General features: G+C 56.5%; 14 protein-coding genes. 11 read left to right on the forward strand and 3 right to left on the reverse strand.

The window, feature by feature from the left end:
- From EoCCA6_RS16440 to EoCCA6_RS16455, 4 genes are read left to right on the forward strand one after another with little or no spacing between them, the layout of a single operon-like run.
- The gene (locus EoCCA6_RS16440; protein WP_174779600.1) at positions 1–1,515 is read left to right on the forward strand and encodes an ABC transporter substrate-binding protein; all 1,515 of its coding nucleotides are present in this window, start codon (positions 1–3) and stop codon (positions 1,513–1,515) included.
- A gap of 18 nt (positions 1,516–1,533) precedes the next feature.
- Positions 1,534–2,475, forward strand: coding sequence for an ABC transporter permease (locus tag EoCCA6_RS16445; protein ID WP_022647136.1), 942 nt, complete (start codon positions 1,534–1,536; stop codon positions 2,473–2,475).
- A gap of 2 nt (positions 2,476–2,477) precedes the next feature.
- Positions 2,478–3,353, forward strand: coding sequence for an ABC transporter permease (locus EoCCA6_RS16450; RefSeq protein WP_048957588.1), 876 nt, complete (start codon positions 2,478–2,480; stop codon positions 3,351–3,353).
- 9 nt (positions 3,354–3,362) lie between these two features.
- A complete protein-coding gene (locus EoCCA6_RS16455) occupies positions 3,363–4,964 on the forward strand; it encodes a gamma-glutamyltransferase family protein (RefSeq protein ID WP_152084473.1) in 1,602 nt (533 codons plus the stop codon).
- An 84-nt stretch (positions 4,965–5,048) separates the two neighbouring features.
- Here the strand turns inward: EoCCA6_RS16455 and EoCCA6_RS16460 are convergent, their stop codons facing one another.
- Together EoCCA6_RS16460 and fadE are read right to left on the reverse strand one after the other, a co-directional pair.
- Complete coding sequence (locus tag EoCCA6_RS16460; RefSeq protein WP_152083548.1) at positions 5,049–5,819, reverse strand: amidohydrolase; 771 nt, start codon at positions 5,817–5,819, stop codon at positions 5,049–5,051.
- A 109-nt stretch (positions 5,820–5,928) separates the two neighbouring features.
- Positions 5,929–8,373 carry an acyl-CoA dehydrogenase FadE gene (gene fadE, locus EoCCA6_RS16465; RefSeq protein WP_152083549.1) on the reverse strand — a complete coding sequence of 815 codons (2,445 nt, stop codon included), beginning with the start codon at positions 8,371–8,373 and terminating at the stop codon, positions 5,929–5,931.
- Between the two features lie 239 nt (positions 8,374–8,612).
- Here fadE and lpcA point away from each other — a divergent pair, with 239 nt between their 5' ends.
- Complete coding sequence (lpcA, locus tag EoCCA6_RS16470) at positions 8,613–9,191, forward strand: D-sedoheptulose 7-phosphate isomerase (RefSeq protein WP_152083550.1); 579 nt, start codon at positions 8,613–8,615, stop codon at positions 9,189–9,191.
- 53 nt (positions 9,192–9,244) lie between these two features.
- On the forward strand, positions 9,245–10,012 hold the full coding sequence (locus tag EoCCA6_RS16475; protein WP_152083551.1) for a class II glutamine amidotransferase: 768 nt from the start codon (positions 9,245–9,247) through the stop codon (positions 10,010–10,012).
- On the opposite strand, the gene dpaA is transcribed toward EoCCA6_RS16475, so the two are convergent.
- A complete protein-coding gene (dpaA, locus tag EoCCA6_RS16480) occupies positions 9,983–10,723 on the reverse strand; it encodes a peptidoglycan meso-diaminopimelic acid protein amidase (RefSeq protein WP_152083552.1) in 741 nt (246 codons plus the stop codon). The two genes, EoCCA6_RS16475 and dpaA, sit on opposite strands and share 30 nt — an antisense overlap.
- Positions 10,724–11,024: 301 nt before the next feature.
- Between dpaA and EoCCA6_RS16485 the strand changes: the two genes are divergently transcribed.
- The 5 genes from EoCCA6_RS16485 to nqrE are packed head-to-tail and all read left to right on the forward strand — an operon-like array spanning position 11,025 to position 15,628.
- Positions 11,025–12,368: a Na(+)-translocating NADH-quinone reductase subunit A gene (locus EoCCA6_RS16485; protein ID WP_152083553.1), complete on the forward strand. Its 1,344-nt coding sequence runs from the start codon at positions 11,025–11,027 to the stop codon at positions 12,366–12,368.
- A gap of 3 nt (positions 12,369–12,371) precedes the next feature.
- Complete coding sequence (locus EoCCA6_RS16490) at positions 12,372–13,607, forward strand: NADH:ubiquinone reductase (Na(+)-transporting) subunit B (RefSeq protein WP_152083554.1); 1,236 nt, start codon at positions 12,372–12,374, stop codon at positions 13,605–13,607.
- Positions 13,600–14,394: a Na(+)-translocating NADH-quinone reductase subunit C gene (locus tag EoCCA6_RS16495; protein ID WP_152083555.1), complete on the forward strand. Its 795-nt coding sequence runs from the start codon at positions 13,600–13,602 to the stop codon at positions 14,392–14,394. The genes EoCCA6_RS16490 and EoCCA6_RS16495 overlap by 8 nt, the downstream gene beginning before the upstream one ends.
- On the forward strand, positions 14,387–15,025 hold the full coding sequence (locus EoCCA6_RS16500) for an NADH:ubiquinone reductase (Na(+)-transporting) subunit D (protein WP_152083556.1): 639 nt from the start codon (positions 14,387–14,389) through the stop codon (positions 15,023–15,025). Before EoCCA6_RS16495 ends, EoCCA6_RS16500 begins: the two co-directional genes overlap by 8 nt.
- Positions 15,026–15,031: 6 nt before the next feature.
- Positions 15,032–15,628: an NADH:ubiquinone reductase (Na(+)-transporting) subunit E gene (nqrE, locus tag EoCCA6_RS16505; RefSeq protein WP_152083557.1), complete on the forward strand. Its 597-nt coding sequence runs from the start codon at positions 15,032–15,034 to the stop codon at positions 15,626–15,628.
- Positions 15,629–15,634 lie beyond the last annotated feature (6 nt).

Here is a 15,634-nt window from a genome sequence, read left to right on the forward strand (position 1 = left end):
ATGACAATGCGTAATTCTCTTTTGACCGTACTGGGAAGTGTTATGTTGCTTGGCGCGGCGCTGCCCGCCCATTCTGAAAGCGTGCTGCGAATCGGTCTGGGGGCTGACCCGGACATGCTCGATCCGCATCTGGCGCGCACTTACTATGGCCGCTTCGTCTTTGCCTCTTTGTGCGACAGGCTGGTGGACGTCGACGAACATCTGAAAGTGGTGCCGGGTCTGGCGAAATCGTGGGCCTGGAGTAACGACGGAAAAACGCTGACCATGGACCTGCGCGAAGGCGTCACCTTCCACGATGGTGAAAAATTCGATGCGGCTGCGGCAAAATACAACCTCGATCGCGCCCTGACCTTAAAAGGCTCGTTGCGTAAAAGCGAGATTTCATCTGTAGAGTCGATTGACGTCACCGGCCCAATGCAGATTGCCCTGCATCTGAAAACGCCAGACGCTGCGTTGCTGATGCAGCTTACCGACCGCGCGGGGGCGATGATGGCCCCGAACGCGGCGAAAAAACCTGATTTTGCCGCCCATCCGGTCTGTTCCGGCCCGTACAAGTTCGACAGCCGCGTTTCGCAGGATCGCATTGTTCTGACGCGTTTCGACAACTACTGGAACAAAGACGCCTACCACTTCGACAAAATTATCTACCTGCCGATCCCGGATGCCTCCGTGCGTCTGGCGAACCTGAGGGCAGGCGATCTCGATTTGACGGAAGGCATTGCCGCAAGCGATGTGAAAACCGTGGAAGCCGACAGCAAGCTGGCGCTGGCGAAGGTGACGGGGCTGGGTTATCAGGGCATCACTTTCAACATCAACAACGGCAAAGTGCCAGCGAACGATCCGTTCAAGGACGCTCGCGTGCGTGAGGCGTTTTCTCAGGCCATTGACCGCGATGCGTTAAACCAGGTTGTTTTTGAAGGGTTATACACCCCGGCAAACCAGGCGTTTTCTACGGTGAGCCCGTATCACGTTAATCTGCCGGTTCCTCCGCGAGATGTGGATAAAGCCAAAGCACTGCTGAAAGCCGCCGGTGTTACCACGCCGCTGACCGTCAACCTGCTGGTGCCAAATAACCCAACCTCGCAGCAGGTCGGCCAGGTGCTGCAGGCGATGGTGGCCGAGGCGGGCTTTAACCTGAACCTGCAAATGACCGAGTTCGCTACGCTGCTGGACCGCCAGCAGAGCGGTGACTATCAGCTGAGCTTCTCTGGCTGGTCGGGTCGCCCCGATCCGGACGGCAGTATCTACGGCTTTATCCACAGCAAAGGTACCCTGAACGACGGGCGTTACAGCAACGCGCAGGTGGATGAATGGCTGACGCAGGCGCGCCAGAGTACCGACCAGACCGCACGCCAGCCGCTGTACGACAACGTGGTGAAACAACTGCAGACCGACATGCCGATTGCCTATCTCTACTTCGAACCGCGCATTTTTGGCCTGAACAAGAGCGTGCAGGGCTTTAAGCCGTACCCGGATGGCATCGTGCGTCTGGCCGGTTTGACGCTGGCGAAATAAACGTCCTGAGGAGAACCCATGCTGGAACTGATTTGCAAACGTCTGCTGCTGGCCATTCCGACGCTATTGCTGGTGAGCATGATGGTGTTCGGGTTGCAAAAGCTGCTGCCCGGCGACCCGCTGATCGCCATGGCCGGAGAGGAGCGCGACCCGGCGGTCATCGCCCAGCTGCGTGCGGAACTGAACCTTGATGCGCCGATCCCCGTACAGTATTTCAACTGGCTGACGCGCGCGTTGCAGGGCGATCTGGGTGTCTCCTTACGCACGCACGAACCGGTGACGCAGCTGATTGCCAGCAAGCTGCCGGTCACGCTGGAGCTGTCGCTGCTGGCGATGATTATCGCGCTGGTGTTTGGCATCAGCATGGGGATACTCGCCGCGGTGAACAAAAACAGTTGGGTCGATCACGGGGCGAATTTTGTGGCGATCTCAGGGATCTCAATACCGCATTTCTGGTTGGGTATCCTGCTGATTCTGGTCTTTTCGGTGAACCTGCAATGGTTACCTGCGTCGGGTTATGTACCGTTCAGCGAAGATCCAATCCAGAATTTGCGTACGCTGCTGCTGCCCGCTTCCGTACTCGGCACCGGTCTGGCGGCGACGCTGATGCGCCATACCCGCGCTTCGATGATTGCGGTACTGAAAGCAGACTACATTCGCACCGCGCGGGCTAAAGGGCTACTGCCAAAAGCTGTGATTTTAAAGCACGCGTTTCGCAATGCGCTGGTGCCGGTGATCACCCTCACCACGCTGCTGTTCGGCGAGCTGCTGGGCGGCGCGGTACTGACTGAGCAGGTCTTCACCATTCCGGGCTTCGGCAAGATGATCGTCGACTCGGTGTTTAACCGTGACTATGCGGTGGTGCAGGGCGTGGTACTGATTGTGGCGATCGGCTTTCTGATGCTGAACCTGCTGGCCGACGTACTTTACGTCCTTATCAACCCGAAAATGCGAGGTTAACGATGGCGGAACTGACGACTCAAACCGTTGCGCCTGCGCTGCCGCGCGCGCAGAACAGGGTACTGAAGAAGTTCCTTGCCAATAAAAGCGCGGTGATTGGCGCGGTGGTGGTGGGCTTCTTTGTGCTGGTGGCCCTGCTGGCACCGTGGATCGCGCCGTTTGATCCGGTGAAAGCCAACTTTCTGGCGGTGCGCAAAGCGCCGTCGGCGATGTACTGGTTCGGCACCGATGAACTGGGACGCGATATCTTGTCCCGCATTATCTGGGGGGCGAGAACCTCGCTGATGGCGGGCTGTATGTCGGTGGTGATCGCCGTCGTCATTGGCGTGCCGCTGGGGCTGGTGGCGGGTTATTTCCAGAAAATGTGGGACGGCGTCATTTCGCGCTTTATTGAAGCGCTGCTTGCCTGCCCATTTCTGATCATGGCGATCGCGCTTGGGGCATTCTTAGGCCCAAGCCTGACCAACGCGATGATCGCCATTGGCCTCTCGGCGATGCCGATCTTCGCCCGCCTGACGCGCGGCCAGGTGATCGCCATTCGTAATGAAGAGTACATTGACGGCGCGCGGGCGATTGGCCTGCCGGATCGCTGGATCATCATCAAATATGTGCTGCCGAACGTCATGTCGCCGATTCTGGTGCAGGCCACGCTGGCGATAGCGTCGGCGATTATCGCGGAAGCCAGCCTCTCGTTTCTGGGTTTAGGGCAACAGCCGCCAAACCCGTCCTGGGGCTCCATGCTCAACACCGCCAAAGGGTTTCTTGAGCAAGCTCCGTGGATGTCTGTTTTCCCCGGCGTGGCGATTTTCCTCGCCGTGCAGGGCTTTAATTTACTCGGTGACGGGCTGCGCGATGCGCTCGATCCGCGCCACGACTAAGGAGTCATGATGACCAAAGCGCTTGATTTTACGTCCGGTTACGCTTCACGACGCCCACCGATGATGGGCCATAACGCTGTTGCCACCTCCCAGCCGCTGGCGGCTCAGGCAGGTATGCGTATGCTGCAACTGGGTGGTAATGCTGTCGATGCGGCGGTTGCCACCGCAATGGCGTTGACGGTTGTTGAGCCTACCGGCAACGGCATTGGCAGCGATGCGTTTGCGATTGTCTGGGATGGTGAAAAACTTCACGGTCTGAATGCGTCCGGCCGCTCACCTGCCAGCTGGCATGCGGATCTGTTTGCCGGTAAAACCGCCGTGCCGGAAATTGGCTGGGATGCGGTGACGGTGCCCGGTGCCGTATCGGGCTGGGTGGCGCTCGCGGAACGTTTTGGCACACTGCCACTGACCACGCTGGCGCAGCCTGCGATTGAGTATGCGCGCAACGGTTTCCCGGTCTCCCCGCTGATTGGTCATCTCTGGCAGCGCGGCTACAACAAGCTGAAAGATCAGCCCGGCTTCAGCGCCTGTTTCGCGCCAGAAGGCCGTGCGCCACGCGTGGGCGAAATCTTCCGTAATCCGGCGCAGGCGAACTCGCTGGAGCTGATTGCCAAAACCAACGGTGAAGCGTTTTACCGTGGCGAGCTGGCGCAGAAAATTGCGGCCTTTGCCAAAGAGCACAGCGCGCATCTGACGGCTGAGGATCTGGCAAACCATCGCGTTGACTGGGTGGAACTGCTGTCGCGTGATTTCGCAGGCGGTTCGGTGCAGGAGCTACCGCCAAACGGCCAGGGGATCGCCACGCTGATTGCGCTCGGTATTCTGGAACAGTGCGGTATTGAGCAGCATCATCCGGACTCCGTGCAGTCCCTGCATTTATCCATAGAAGCGATGAAGCTGGCACTGGCGGATCTCGACCGCTACGTGGCGGATGAAGAACACATGGAGTTCGCGGCAAAAGAGCTGCTGAGCGATCATTATCTGAAGTCACGTGCGGCACTGATCAACCATGATAAAGCCTCTGATTTTGTCTACGGTTCTCCAACGCAGAGCGGCACGGTTTACCTGAGCGCTGCGGATGCCAGCGGGATGATGATCTCCTTTATACAGTCCAACTATATGGGCTTCGGTTCAGGGATCGTGGTGCCGGACACCGGCATCAGCCTGCAAAACCGGGGCTGCGGTTTTGTGCTCGACCCGAAACACCCGAATGCGCTGGCAGGCGGCAAGCGTCCGTTCCACACTATCATTCCGGGCTTTGCGATGGACGGCAACGGTAAGCCGCTGATGTCCTTCGGTGTGATGGGCGGGCCGATGCAGGCGCAAGGGCACATGCAGATGGCACTACGCATTATGCTGCACGGGCAAAACCCGCAGGCGGCGATCGACGCGCCGCGTTGGCGCGTGGTGCAGGGCAGGGAGGTGATCGTCGAATCGACGTTTGATCGCAATATCATTGCCGCACTGCGTGAGCGCGGGCACCAGATCGTGGTGGAAGATCCGTTGCAGGATTACAACTTCGGCGGTGCACAGGTGATCTATCGTATGCCGGAAGGGCACTACGTTGCCGCGACGGAAAGCCGCAAAGACGGGCAGGCGTTGGTGAGTTAATTAACGCCCGGTGGCGCTGCGCTTACCGGGCCTACGTTGTGCTTTTTGTAGGCCGGGTAAGGCGTAGCCGCCACCCGGCTTTTTTCACTCAATGCTAAACGGGTCAGCATCCTGCCATGCCGGAAACTTCTCCCGATACTCCTTCAGTGCCGTTAGCGACAGCTCCGCATCAATCCGCGTCGCCTGATGCGGCTCGGCGGTGGCGATAATCTCTCCCTGCGGGTTTACCACCCGGCTGTCTCCACGATAGTGATGCCCGTTACCGTCCGTTCCCACGCGGTTACAGCCCACCACGTACGCCTGATTCTCAATGGCGCGCGCCACCAGCAGTGCCTGCCAGTGCAGCGAGCGCGGCGCAGGCCAGTTGGCGACGTATAACGCCAGGTCGTAATCGTTGCGGTTGCGTGACCACACCGGGAAGCGCAGGTCATAGCAGACCAGCGGCAGGATGCGCCAGCCGCGCCACTCAAACACCACTCGTTCATTACCCGCTTCATAGTGATGATGCTCATCTGCCATGCGGAAAAGGTGGCGTTTATCGTAGAAATGGACTTTCCCTTCCGGCTCAACCAGCAGGAAGCGGTTAACCGGCCCACGTTCGGTTTGCAGCGCGGCGCTCCCGGCGATCAGCGCGTTGGTCTCCTGCGCTTTGGCGTGCATCCAGGCGACGACTTCATCCTGCGGCATCGACTGTTTAGCGGCCTCCATTGCAAAGCCCGTGGTAAACATCTCCGGCAGGACAATCACATCTCGCCCGGTAATCTCTTCCAGTTGACGATCAAAATGGCGAAGGTTGGCGGGGCCGTCCATCCACACTAAAGGTTGCTGCAAAATAGAAATCTTCAGACCAGGCACGATACAGACTCCTCAAAAGACCGCTTTTTTGACACTGTAGCACGTCATAACAAGAAAATGTGGCAATAAAAAACCCCGCCTGAGGCGGGGTTTGGCAGAGCGAAACGCGTTATGCGGCTTCAGGTTTGCGGACCTTCTCCGGCAGCTTTACCGGCTGTGTCGCCAGCTCATCCGGTTCGAAATCATCCACGTTAATACTGCGCAGACGGCTCTCTTCAGCTTTCACCAGAATAGCGGCTTCATTGTTGTCGATGATCCCGCCCGCCAGCGCCTGTTTCGCCAGTTCATCCAGACGGGTAAACGGCAGGTTTTTGCCCAGCTGTTTACAGATCTTCTGGTGAATCGGGTCGGCGGCCATCACATCCAGCAGAGCCTCTTCCAGCAGACCTACCGGGTTATGCGGCGTTGGGGCCAGATACTGACCACGGCCGATACGGGAGCGGGTTGCACTCGGTATCTGCAGGATCTTCGCTACTTTGTGATCCAGCTTATCGGACGGTGCCAGGTGATGACGTCCGGTCGGGAAGATCACCACGCGCAGGGCACCCGCCACAAAGCGGTTCGGGAAGTTTGCCAGCAGATCGTCAATCGCCTGCTCAGCCTGATACATTGCATCCTGCACGCCCCAGTGCACCAGCGGCAGATCCGCTTCCTGGCGACCTTCGTCGTCGTAACGTTTCAGAACCGCAGAGGCCAGGAAGATCTGGCTCAGCACATCGCCCAGACGGGCAGAGATACGCTCACGACGCTTCAGGCTTCCGCCCAGCACGGCCATGGAAACATCAGACAGCAGAGCCAGGTTCGCGCTCAGACGGTTCAAATGCTGGTAGTAACGTTTGGTTGCATCACCGGTTGGCGTCGCGCTGGTCAGGCCGCGCGTCAGGCCCAGCCAGAAGCTGCGCACCTTGTTGCTGCCCACGTGACCGATATGTTTGAACAGCAGCTTGTCGAAGGCATCCACGTCGTTATTCTGCGCGGCCGCCATCTCTTCCAGCACGTACGGATGGCAACGAATCGCGCCCTGGCCGAAGATCATCATGCTTCGGGTCAGGATATTTGCCCCTTCCACGGTGATGGCAATCGGTGCGCCCTGATAGCCGCGCGCCAGGAAGTTGCCTTCGCCGAGCATAATGCCTTTACCGCCCGCAATATCCATCGCGTCGATGATTGACTGCTGCGCGCGGTGAGTACAGTGGTACTTCACAATCGCGGACAGCACGGCCGGTTTTTCGCCCAGCATAATGCCGTAGGTAATTAACGACGCAGCGGCGTCCATCACATAGGCGTTACCCGCGATACGCGCCAGCGGCTCTTCGATACCTTCCATTTTGCCGATGGAGATTTTGAACTGACGGCGGATATGAGCATAGGCACCAATCCCCATCGCCACCGATTTCAGGCCACCGGTAGAGTTCGACGGCAGGGTAATACCGCGGCCCACCGACAGACATTCCACCAGCATACGCCAGCCCTGACCGGCCATTTTCGGGCCACCGATGATGTAGTCAATCGGTACAAAGATATCCTGACCACGGGTTGGGCCGTTCTGGAACGGTACGTTCAGCGGGAAGTGGCGACGGCCAATTTCAATGCCTGGCGTTGAGGTTGGGATCAGCGCACAGGTAATGCCCAGATCCTCTTCGCCACCCAGCAGTTTTTCCGGGTCGGAGAGTTTAAACGCCAGACCGAGCACGGTGGCGACAGGGGCCAGCGTAATATAACGTTTGTTCCAGGTCAGGCGCATACCCAGCACCTGCTCGCCCTGCCACTCGCCCATACAGACTACGCCGGTATCGGGGATTGCACCTGCGTCAGAGCCCGCTTCCGGGCTGGTCAGTGCGAAACAAGGGATTTCCTGACCACGCGCCAGACGCGGCAGGTAGTGATCTTTCTGCTCTTTGGTCCCGTAATGCTGCAGCAGTTCGCCTGGGCCTAAGGAGTTAGGTACACCAACGGTGATTGCCAGAATACCGGAGACACCCGCCAGCTTTTGCAGCACGCGAGCCTGAGCATAAGCGGAGAATTCCAGGCCGCCGTACTCTTTCTTGATGATCATCGCGAAGAAGCGGTGCTCCTTCAGATATGCCCACAGTTCCGGCGGCAGGTCGGCCATTTCGTGGGTGATGGCAAAATCGTTCGCCATGCGGCACGCTTCTTCCACCGGGCCATCAATAAAGGCCTGTTCTTCTGCTGTCAGACGCGGCTGCGGATAGTTGTGCAGCTTTTTCCAGTCCGGGTTGCCCTGGAACAGATCGCCTTCCCACCAGGTGGTTCCTGCATCGATCGCTTCTTTCTCAGTACGCGACATTGGCGGCATCACTTTGCGGAAGCCTTTGAATACAGGTGCGGAGATCATCGCTTTACGCATCGGCGTAAAGTTAAACGGCAGCAGGATGATAGCCAGCGGAACCAAAAGCCAGATATTCCAGAGACCTGCGACGCCAAGCGCAGCCGTCCAGGCCAGAAGAATCAGGCTGCTCAGGAATAAACTTACACGGTGATAGAACAGCACACCGAGCAGAACAACGGTTGCGATAATGCTCAAAATCATCATAAAGAAAAGCTCCCTTGCTTGTAGGAGGTCTGACCACTTGTGATGATATGGTTGTAGTTGATGTGATTTCCTTTAGCAATGTGTTTACAAAATAATTACAACCTGGTTCACATTGTTCGCGAGTTTGCAGGCACGAAAAATCAAAACGCCGGATGAATCGCATGGCTTTAGCTTCTCGCTTTTATCGCTATCCGGTACACTCCACTGTGTTATTTCATCAATACTGAAGGATTATCCTCATGTACCAGGATCTTATTCGTAACGAACTGAACGAAGCGGCGGAAACGCTGGCTAACTTTCTGAAAGATGATGCCAATATTCACGCTATTCAGCGCGCGGCGGTCCTGCTGGCCGACAGCTTCAAAGCTGGTGGCAAAGTGCTCTCCTGCGGTAACGGTGGCTCCCACTGTGACGCGATGCACTTCGCAGAAGAGCTGACCGGGCGTTATCGCGAGAACCGTCCAGGCTATCCGGCGATTGCGATTTCCGACGTGAGCCACATCTCCTGCGTCAGTAATGACTTCGGTTACGACTATGTTTTCTCCCGTTACGTTGAAGCGGTAGGACGTGAAGGCGACGTGCTGCTGGGTATTTCAACCTCCGGTAACTCCGCTAACGTGATTAAAGCAATTGCCGCAGCGCGTGAAAAAGGGATGAAAGTCATCACCCTGACCGGGAAAGATGGCGGTAAGATGGACGGTACGGCGGACATCGAAATTCGTGTTCCGCACTTCGGTTATGCTGACCGCATTCAGGAAATTCACATCAAAGTGATCCACATCCTGATTCAGTTAATTGAAAAAGAGATGGTTAAGTAAGGCTTCGCTGGGGGGCACCGGTGCCCCCCGCAGTTGTGGAGTGGAGGTGATTTATGTGCGAACTGCTCGGGATGAGCGCCAATGTGCCAACCGATATCTGCTTTAGCTTCACCGGGCTGGTTCAGCGCGGTGGGGGAACCGGGCCGCATAAAGACGGCTGGGGCATTACCTTCTACGAAGGCAAAGGGTGTCGCACGTTTAAAGATCCTCAACCCAGCTTCAATTCACCGATTGCCAGACTGGTGCAGGACTATCCGATAAAGTCCCGCTCGGTGATCGCCCATATCCGCCAGGCGAATCGCGGGGAAGTGGCGCTGGAAAATACCCATCCCTTTACCCGTGAACTGTGGGGCCGTAACTGGACCTATGCCCACAACGGCCAGCTCACCGGCTATAAATCGCTGGAGACCGGGAATTTCCGACCGGTCGGCGAAACGGACAGTGAAAAGGCGTTTTGCTGGTTGCTGCATAAGCTGACCGAGCGCTACCCTCGCACGCCCGGCAACATGGCCGCCGTATTTAAATATATCGCGTCGCTGGCATCTGAGTTACGCGAAAAAGGCGTGTTTAACATGCTGTTGTCTGACGGACGCTACGTGATGGCGTTTTGCTCCACGAATCTGTTCTGGATCACCCGCCGTGCGCCGTTTGGCGTGGCAAAACTGCTCGATCAGGATGTGGAGATAGACTTTCAGAAAGAGACCACACCAAATGATGTGGTCACTGTCATTGCGACGCAGCCGCTGACGGGCAACGAAACCTGGCAAAAGATCATGCCAGGTGAGTGGGTTTTATTTTGCCTCGGGGACCGAGTAGTTTGACGCCAGCTGTGGATGAACCACTTCGTGGCTTAGCGGTTTGCTGACCACGTAACGGCCATCCACAATCGAGACGACCGGCGGCTTATGGGTCTGCTCAAAATAGTCATAACCCGGCTTAAGCTGCTTCCAGAAATCGGCGTAGTAAGAATATTTGTGGCGAGCCATGTTGGCATCGGTCATACGGAACGGGTAGATGCTGATCTGAACGTTTGGCTGACCAAACACCAGCGCACCGGTCACGAACTGGAAGATCTCATCAATGCCGGAGTCGGTCATTGCGTAACAGCCGACAGAGACGCAAGCACCGTGGATCATCAGATACTTACCTTCATAGCCGTGAGCACGGTCGTAGGCATTCGGGAAGCCGATGTTAATCGCTTTATAGAAGCGGCTGTCCGGTTTTAGCTGGCTACGCTGAACGTTGTAAAACCCTTCCGGACTTTTGAAATCGCCCTGACGCTGTTTTGGCCCCAGCCCGCCGGAGTAGTTACAAATTTTGTAGCTATCGAGCAGCTGATATGTCTCGCCCATTTTTACAAACAGATCGAGTGTGCGCTCTTCCTTGAAGATTTGAATATAAACCGGCGATCCCATTAACTGCTGTTTATATTCTTTGCTGACCGGCGTCGTTGAGCTATTACTGCTGAGCAGCCCGGCAAACGACATGCACGGCATCAGAAGCATCGCAATGAATAATGCGATTTTACGCATACTACTGGTTCCTTGATAAAACTATGACCAACTTGCCAGGACGGCAAAAAGAGACCCGAAATCAGATTAATCTGGACAGGAGCGCTCACATTAGCACCGCTATAGATTTTCGCAAGACCCAACCTTTGAGTTTACACATTAGTTTTACTTTATAACCCATTCGAATCGCCTTGACTCCAGGAACTTTGCGCAATAGCTCGCATTTTGGCGCGAGCAAGGGCGGATTTGCTGCCGCCTGCCGAGCTTAAAATGTTACACTTCGTTCCCTCTGGATTGTTGTTCATGGATACCTGCTAACCACATGTTTAGAATAAGAAAAGGACTTGATCTGCCGATCTCCGGCGTGCCTGAACAGCACGTTTCGACAGGTGCCAGCATTCGTCACGTTGCCATTTTGGGCGACGATTACGTGGGGATGCGCCCCGCGATGCTGGTGCAGGAGGGCGATCGCGTCATGAAAGGGCAGGCGCTCTTCGAGGATAAAAAAAATCCCGGCGTTATGTTCACCGCACCCGCCAGCGGCACTGTTGTTGCGATTAACCGCGGGGAACGCCGCGTACTGCAGTCGGTGGTGATCCGCATTGAAGGCAATGAGCAGCGTGATTTTGCCCATTTTGACGCGGCAGATCTCGTGGCTTTACGCCGTGATGTCGTGCAGGCGCAACTGCTGGAATCTGGCCTGTGGACGGCGTTTCGCACGCGCCCGTTCAGTAAATCCCCTGTCCCTGGAACGGTGCCAGCGGCTATCTTTGTCACCGCAATCGACACCAACCCGCTCAGCGCAGATCCGCAGCCCATTATTCTGGCGCAGCGAAAGGCGTTTGATGATGGGCTCACGCTGTTAACGCGCCTGACGCCGGGGAAAGTCCATGTTTGCCAGGCCAGCGGCGGCAAACTCGGTGGACATCCGCAGGGGCAGGTTGCGTTTAATGAATTTGCAGGCCCGCACCCTGCTGGTCTGGCAGGCACCCATATTCACTTCCTTGAGCCGGTGAGCCTGACGAAACAGGTGTGGCATCTTAATTATCAGGACGTCATTGCCATCGGAAAACTGTTTACGACGGGCGAGCTGTGCACGGAACGTGTGGTTGCCATCGGCGGGCCGCAGGCGACCAACCCGCGCCTGGTGCGTACCCTGCTGGGAGCCGATATTAATGAACTGCTCACCGGTGAAACAAAAGCGGGTGAAAACCGGCTCATTTCCGGTTCAGTGCTTAGCGGCAGACAAGCCATCGACACGCAGGCTTACCTGGGGCGTTTTCATCTACAGGTGAGCATCGTTCAGGAGGGGCGTGAGAAAGAGCTGTTTGGCTGGGTGCTGCCAGGAGCAGAAAAGTTCTCTGTGACCCGCACCACGCTCGGCCACTTCCTGCGTCACAAGCTCTTTAACTTCTCCACCAGCACTCACGGTGGTGAGCGTGCGATGGTTCCCATTGGCAACTACGAGCGCGTCATGCCGCTGGATATTCTGCCAACCGTGCTGCTGCGCGATCTGCTCGCCAGAGATTCCGACAGTGCGCAGGCGCTGGGCTGCCTGGAGCTGGACGAAGAAGATCTGGCGCTGTGTACCTATGTGTGTCCGGGTAAATACGAATATGGACCCGTATTGCGCGAGGTGTTAACCCGCATTGAGCAGGAAGGATAACTGATGGGCTTAAAACACCTCTTCGAAAAAATAGAGCCGCACTTTACTGAAGGTAAGCTGAAGAAGTATTACCCGCTGTATGAAGCGACGGCGACCATTTTCTACACGCCGGGGCTGGTGACAAAAGGGGCGGCGCACGTTCGTGACGCCATAGACCTCAAGCGGATGATGATTCTGGTCTGGTTTGCAGTCTTCCCGGCCATGTTCTGGGGCATGTATAACGTCGGGTTGCAGACCCTTCCGGCGCTACATCATTTATACGATGCACCGCAGCTGGCGCAGGTGATTCAGTCTGACTGGCACTACCGTCTGGCGCAGTCGCTGGGCGTGAGCTTTAGCGCAGATGCGGGCTGGATAAGCATGATGACGCTGGGTGCGGTCTTCTTCCTGCCAATCTACATCACCGTCTTTGTCGTGGGCGGCTTCTGGGAAGTGTTGTTTGCCATTATTCGCAAGCATGAGATTAACGAAGGCTTCTTTGTTACCTCTATTTTGTTTGCGCTGATCGTTCCACCAACGCTACCGCTCTGGCAGGCGGCAATGGGGATCAGCTTTGGTGTGGTGATTGCCAAGGAGATCTTCGGTGGCACCGGACGCAACTTCCTCAACCCGGCGCTGGCGGGGCGTGCGTTCCTCTTCTTTGCGTATCCGGCACAAATCTCGGGCGACCTGGTATGGACGGCGGCGGACGGTTTCTCCGGCGCAACGCCGCTCTCTCAGTGGGCTGCACACGGCGGCGAAACGCTGGTTAACAATGCCACCGGACAGCCAGTGACCTGGTTTGATGCCTTTATTGGCAACATTCCAGGCTCTATTGGAGAGGTATCCACGCTGATGATTTTGCTTGGCGGGGCCATCATCCTGTTCGGGCGCGTGGCGTCCTGGCGGATCGTCGCAGGTGTAATGATCGGCATGGTGCTCACTGCCACGATGTTCAACTTCATCGGTTCCACCACCAACCCGATGTTCTCTATGCCCTGGTACTGGCATCTGGTGCTGGGAGGCTTTGCTTTCGGCATGATGTTCATGGCCACCGATCCCGTCTCGGCGTCGTTTACCGACAAAGGGAAGTGGTGCTACGGCGCGCTCATCGGGGTGATGTGTGTATTGATTCGCGTGGTCAACCCGGCCTATCCGGAAGGGATGATGCTGGCCATTCTGTTTGCCAACCTGTTTGCGCCGCTTTTCGACTACCTGGTCGTGCGCGCCAACATTAAGCGGAGGAAGGCGCGTGGCTGAAGTCAAAAATAACGACAGCATCGGCAAAACGCTGCTGGTGGTGCTGGTCCTTTGCCTGGTGTGTTCCATTGTCGTGGCGGGTTCAGCCGTAGGGTTGAAGCCGCTGCAGCAGGAGCAACGAGCGCTGGATAAACAGCGCAATATCCTGGCCGTCGCCGGGCTGATGCAGGAAGGGATGAGTGCAGACGACGTCTCGGCACTCTTTGCCGAGCGCATATCAGCCCGACTGGTGGATTTAAAAACCGGCGAACTGCTGGATAAAGACCCGGCGAAGTTTAATCAGGCCCAGGCGCTAAAAGATCCGCAGATGAGTCTTGTACTTGAGGCATCACAGGACCCGGCCGGTATCAAGCGTCGCAGCAATCTCGCGGAAATCTACCTGGTACGGGATGAGCAAAAACGTGTGCAGGAAATGGTACTGCCAATCTACGGCAACGGTTTGTGGTCAATGATGTATGCCTTCGTAGCGCTCGATACTGATGGGCGCACGGTAAAAGGGATTACGTATTATGACCAGGGCGAAACGCCGGGGCTGGGCGGGGAGGTTGAGAACCCTAACTGGCGTGCACAGTTCGTCGGGAAAAAAGTGCTCGACGACAACGGCCAGCCTGCGCTGAAAGTGATGAAAGGCGCTGCACGTCCGGGGGACGAATATGCTGTTGACGGGCTTTCCGGGGCCACGCTCACCTCTAACGGGGTGCAGCACAGTTTTGATTTCTGGATGGGCGAGCTGGGCTTTGGCCCCTTCCTGAAAAATGTACGTGAAGGAGCGCTGAACAATGGCTGATACCGGTGAACTGAAAGAAGTCAAAAAGGTGCTGATTGGCCCACTGTTAGCCAATAACCCGATTACCCTGCAGGTGTTGGGCGTCTGTTCGGCGCTGGCGGTGACCACCAAACTGGAAACTGCGCTGGTGATGACCGTTGCGGTAACGCTGGTTACGGCGTTCTCCAGCATGTTTATCTCGATGATCCGCCATCACATACCGAACAGCGTGAGGATCATTGTGCAAATGGCGATCATCGCCTCGCTGGTGATCGTGGTCGATCAGCTGCTGCGCGCTTTTGCTTATGAAACCTCAAAACAGCTTTCGGTGTTTGTCGGTCTGATTATCACCAACTGCATCGTGATGGGGCGTGCTGAAGCCTACGCCATGAAAATGCCGCCGCTGGCGAGCTTTATGGACGGCATCGGCAACGGCCTGGGTTACGGCGTGATCCTGATGACGGTCGGATTCCTGCGCGAGCTTATTGGTAGCGGCAAGCTGTTTGGCATCACGGTGCTGGATACGGTGCAGAATGGCGGCTGGTATCTGCCAAACGGACTGTTCCTGCTGGCCCCAAGCGCATTTTTCATTATCGGTTTGCTGATCTGGCTGATTCGTACCCTGAAGCCTGAACAGCAGGAAAAGGAGTAACCGACAATGGCTCATTACCTGAGTTTATTTGTGCGCGCAGTGTTTGTTGAAAACATGGCGCTCGCGTTTTTCCTCGGCATGTGTACGTTCCTTGCTGTTTCTAAAAAGGTGTCGACGGCATTTGGACTGGGGGTGGCGGTTACGGTCGTTCTTGGGCTTTCCGTACCGATTAACAATCTGGTGTTCAACTTCGTGCTGCGGGACGGCGCGCTGGTAGAAGGTGTCGACCTGAGCTTTCTGAACTTCATCACCTTCATCGGTGTGATTGCGGCGCTGGTGCAAATTCTTGAGATGATCCTCGACAGGTATTTCCCGTCGCTCTATAACGCCCTGGGGATTTTTCTGCCGCTGATCGCCGTGAACTGCGCCATCTTCGGCGGCGTGTCGTTTATGGTTCAGCGCGATTACAACTTCAGTGAATCCGTGGTGTATGGCTTTGGTTCCGGTATCGGCTGGATGCTGGCTATTGTCACCATGGCGGGCATCCGTGAAAAAATGAAATATGCCAACGTGCCCGCGGGCTTGCGCGGCTTAGGGATCACCTTTATCACCACCGGGTTGATGGCACTGGGCTTTATGTCCTTCTCCGGTGTGCAGCTATAAGGGAAA

The organism is Enterobacter oligotrophicus (assembly GCF_009176645.1).
Taxonomy (GTDB): Bacteria; Pseudomonadota; Gammaproteobacteria; order Enterobacterales; family Enterobacteriaceae; genus Enterobacter; species Enterobacter oligotrophicus.

Bases quoted from the DNA above. Each gene is read 5' to 3' on its own strand.
- dpaA (WP_152083552.1), bottom strand. From the start codon at position 10,723: ATGCGTAAAATCGCATTATTCATTGCGATGCTTCTGATGCCGTGCATG.
- fadE (WP_152083549.1), bottom strand. From the start codon at position 8,373: ATGATGATTTTGAGCATTATCGCAACCGTTGTTCTGCTCGGTGTGCTG.
- EoCCA6_RS16500 (WP_152083556.1), top strand. From the start codon at position 14,387: ATGGCTGATACCGGTGAACTGAAAGAAGTCAAAAAGGTGCTGATTGGC.
- EoCCA6_RS16440 (WP_174779600.1), top strand. From the start codon at position 1: ATGACAATGCGTAATTCTCTTTTGACCGTACTGGGAAGTGTTATGTTG.
- nqrE (WP_152083557.1), top strand. From the start codon at position 15,032: ATGGCTCATTACCTGAGTTTATTTGTGCGCGCAGTGTTTGTTGAAAAC.
- EoCCA6_RS16450 (WP_048957588.1), top strand. From the start codon at position 2,478: ATGGCGGAACTGACGACTCAAACCGTTGCGCCTGCGCTGCCGCGCGCG.
- EoCCA6_RS16455 (WP_152084473.1), top strand. From the start codon at position 3,363: ATGACCAAAGCGCTTGATTTTACGTCCGGTTACGCTTCACGACGCCCA.
- EoCCA6_RS16490 (WP_152083554.1), top strand. From the start codon at position 12,372: ATGGGCTTAAAACACCTCTTCGAAAAAATAGAGCCGCACTTTACTGAA.
- lpcA (WP_152083550.1), top strand. From the start codon at position 8,613: ATGTACCAGGATCTTATTCGTAACGAACTGAACGAAGCGGCGGAAACG.
- EoCCA6_RS16485 (WP_152083553.1), top strand. From the start codon at position 11,025: ATGTTTAGAATAAGAAAAGGACTTGATCTGCCGATCTCCGGCGTGCCT.
- EoCCA6_RS16475 (WP_152083551.1), top strand. From the start codon at position 9,245: ATGTGCGAACTGCTCGGGATGAGCGCCAATGTGCCAACCGATATCTGC.
- EoCCA6_RS16445 (WP_022647136.1), top strand. From the start codon at position 1,534: ATGCTGGAACTGATTTGCAAACGTCTGCTGCTGGCCATTCCGACGCTA.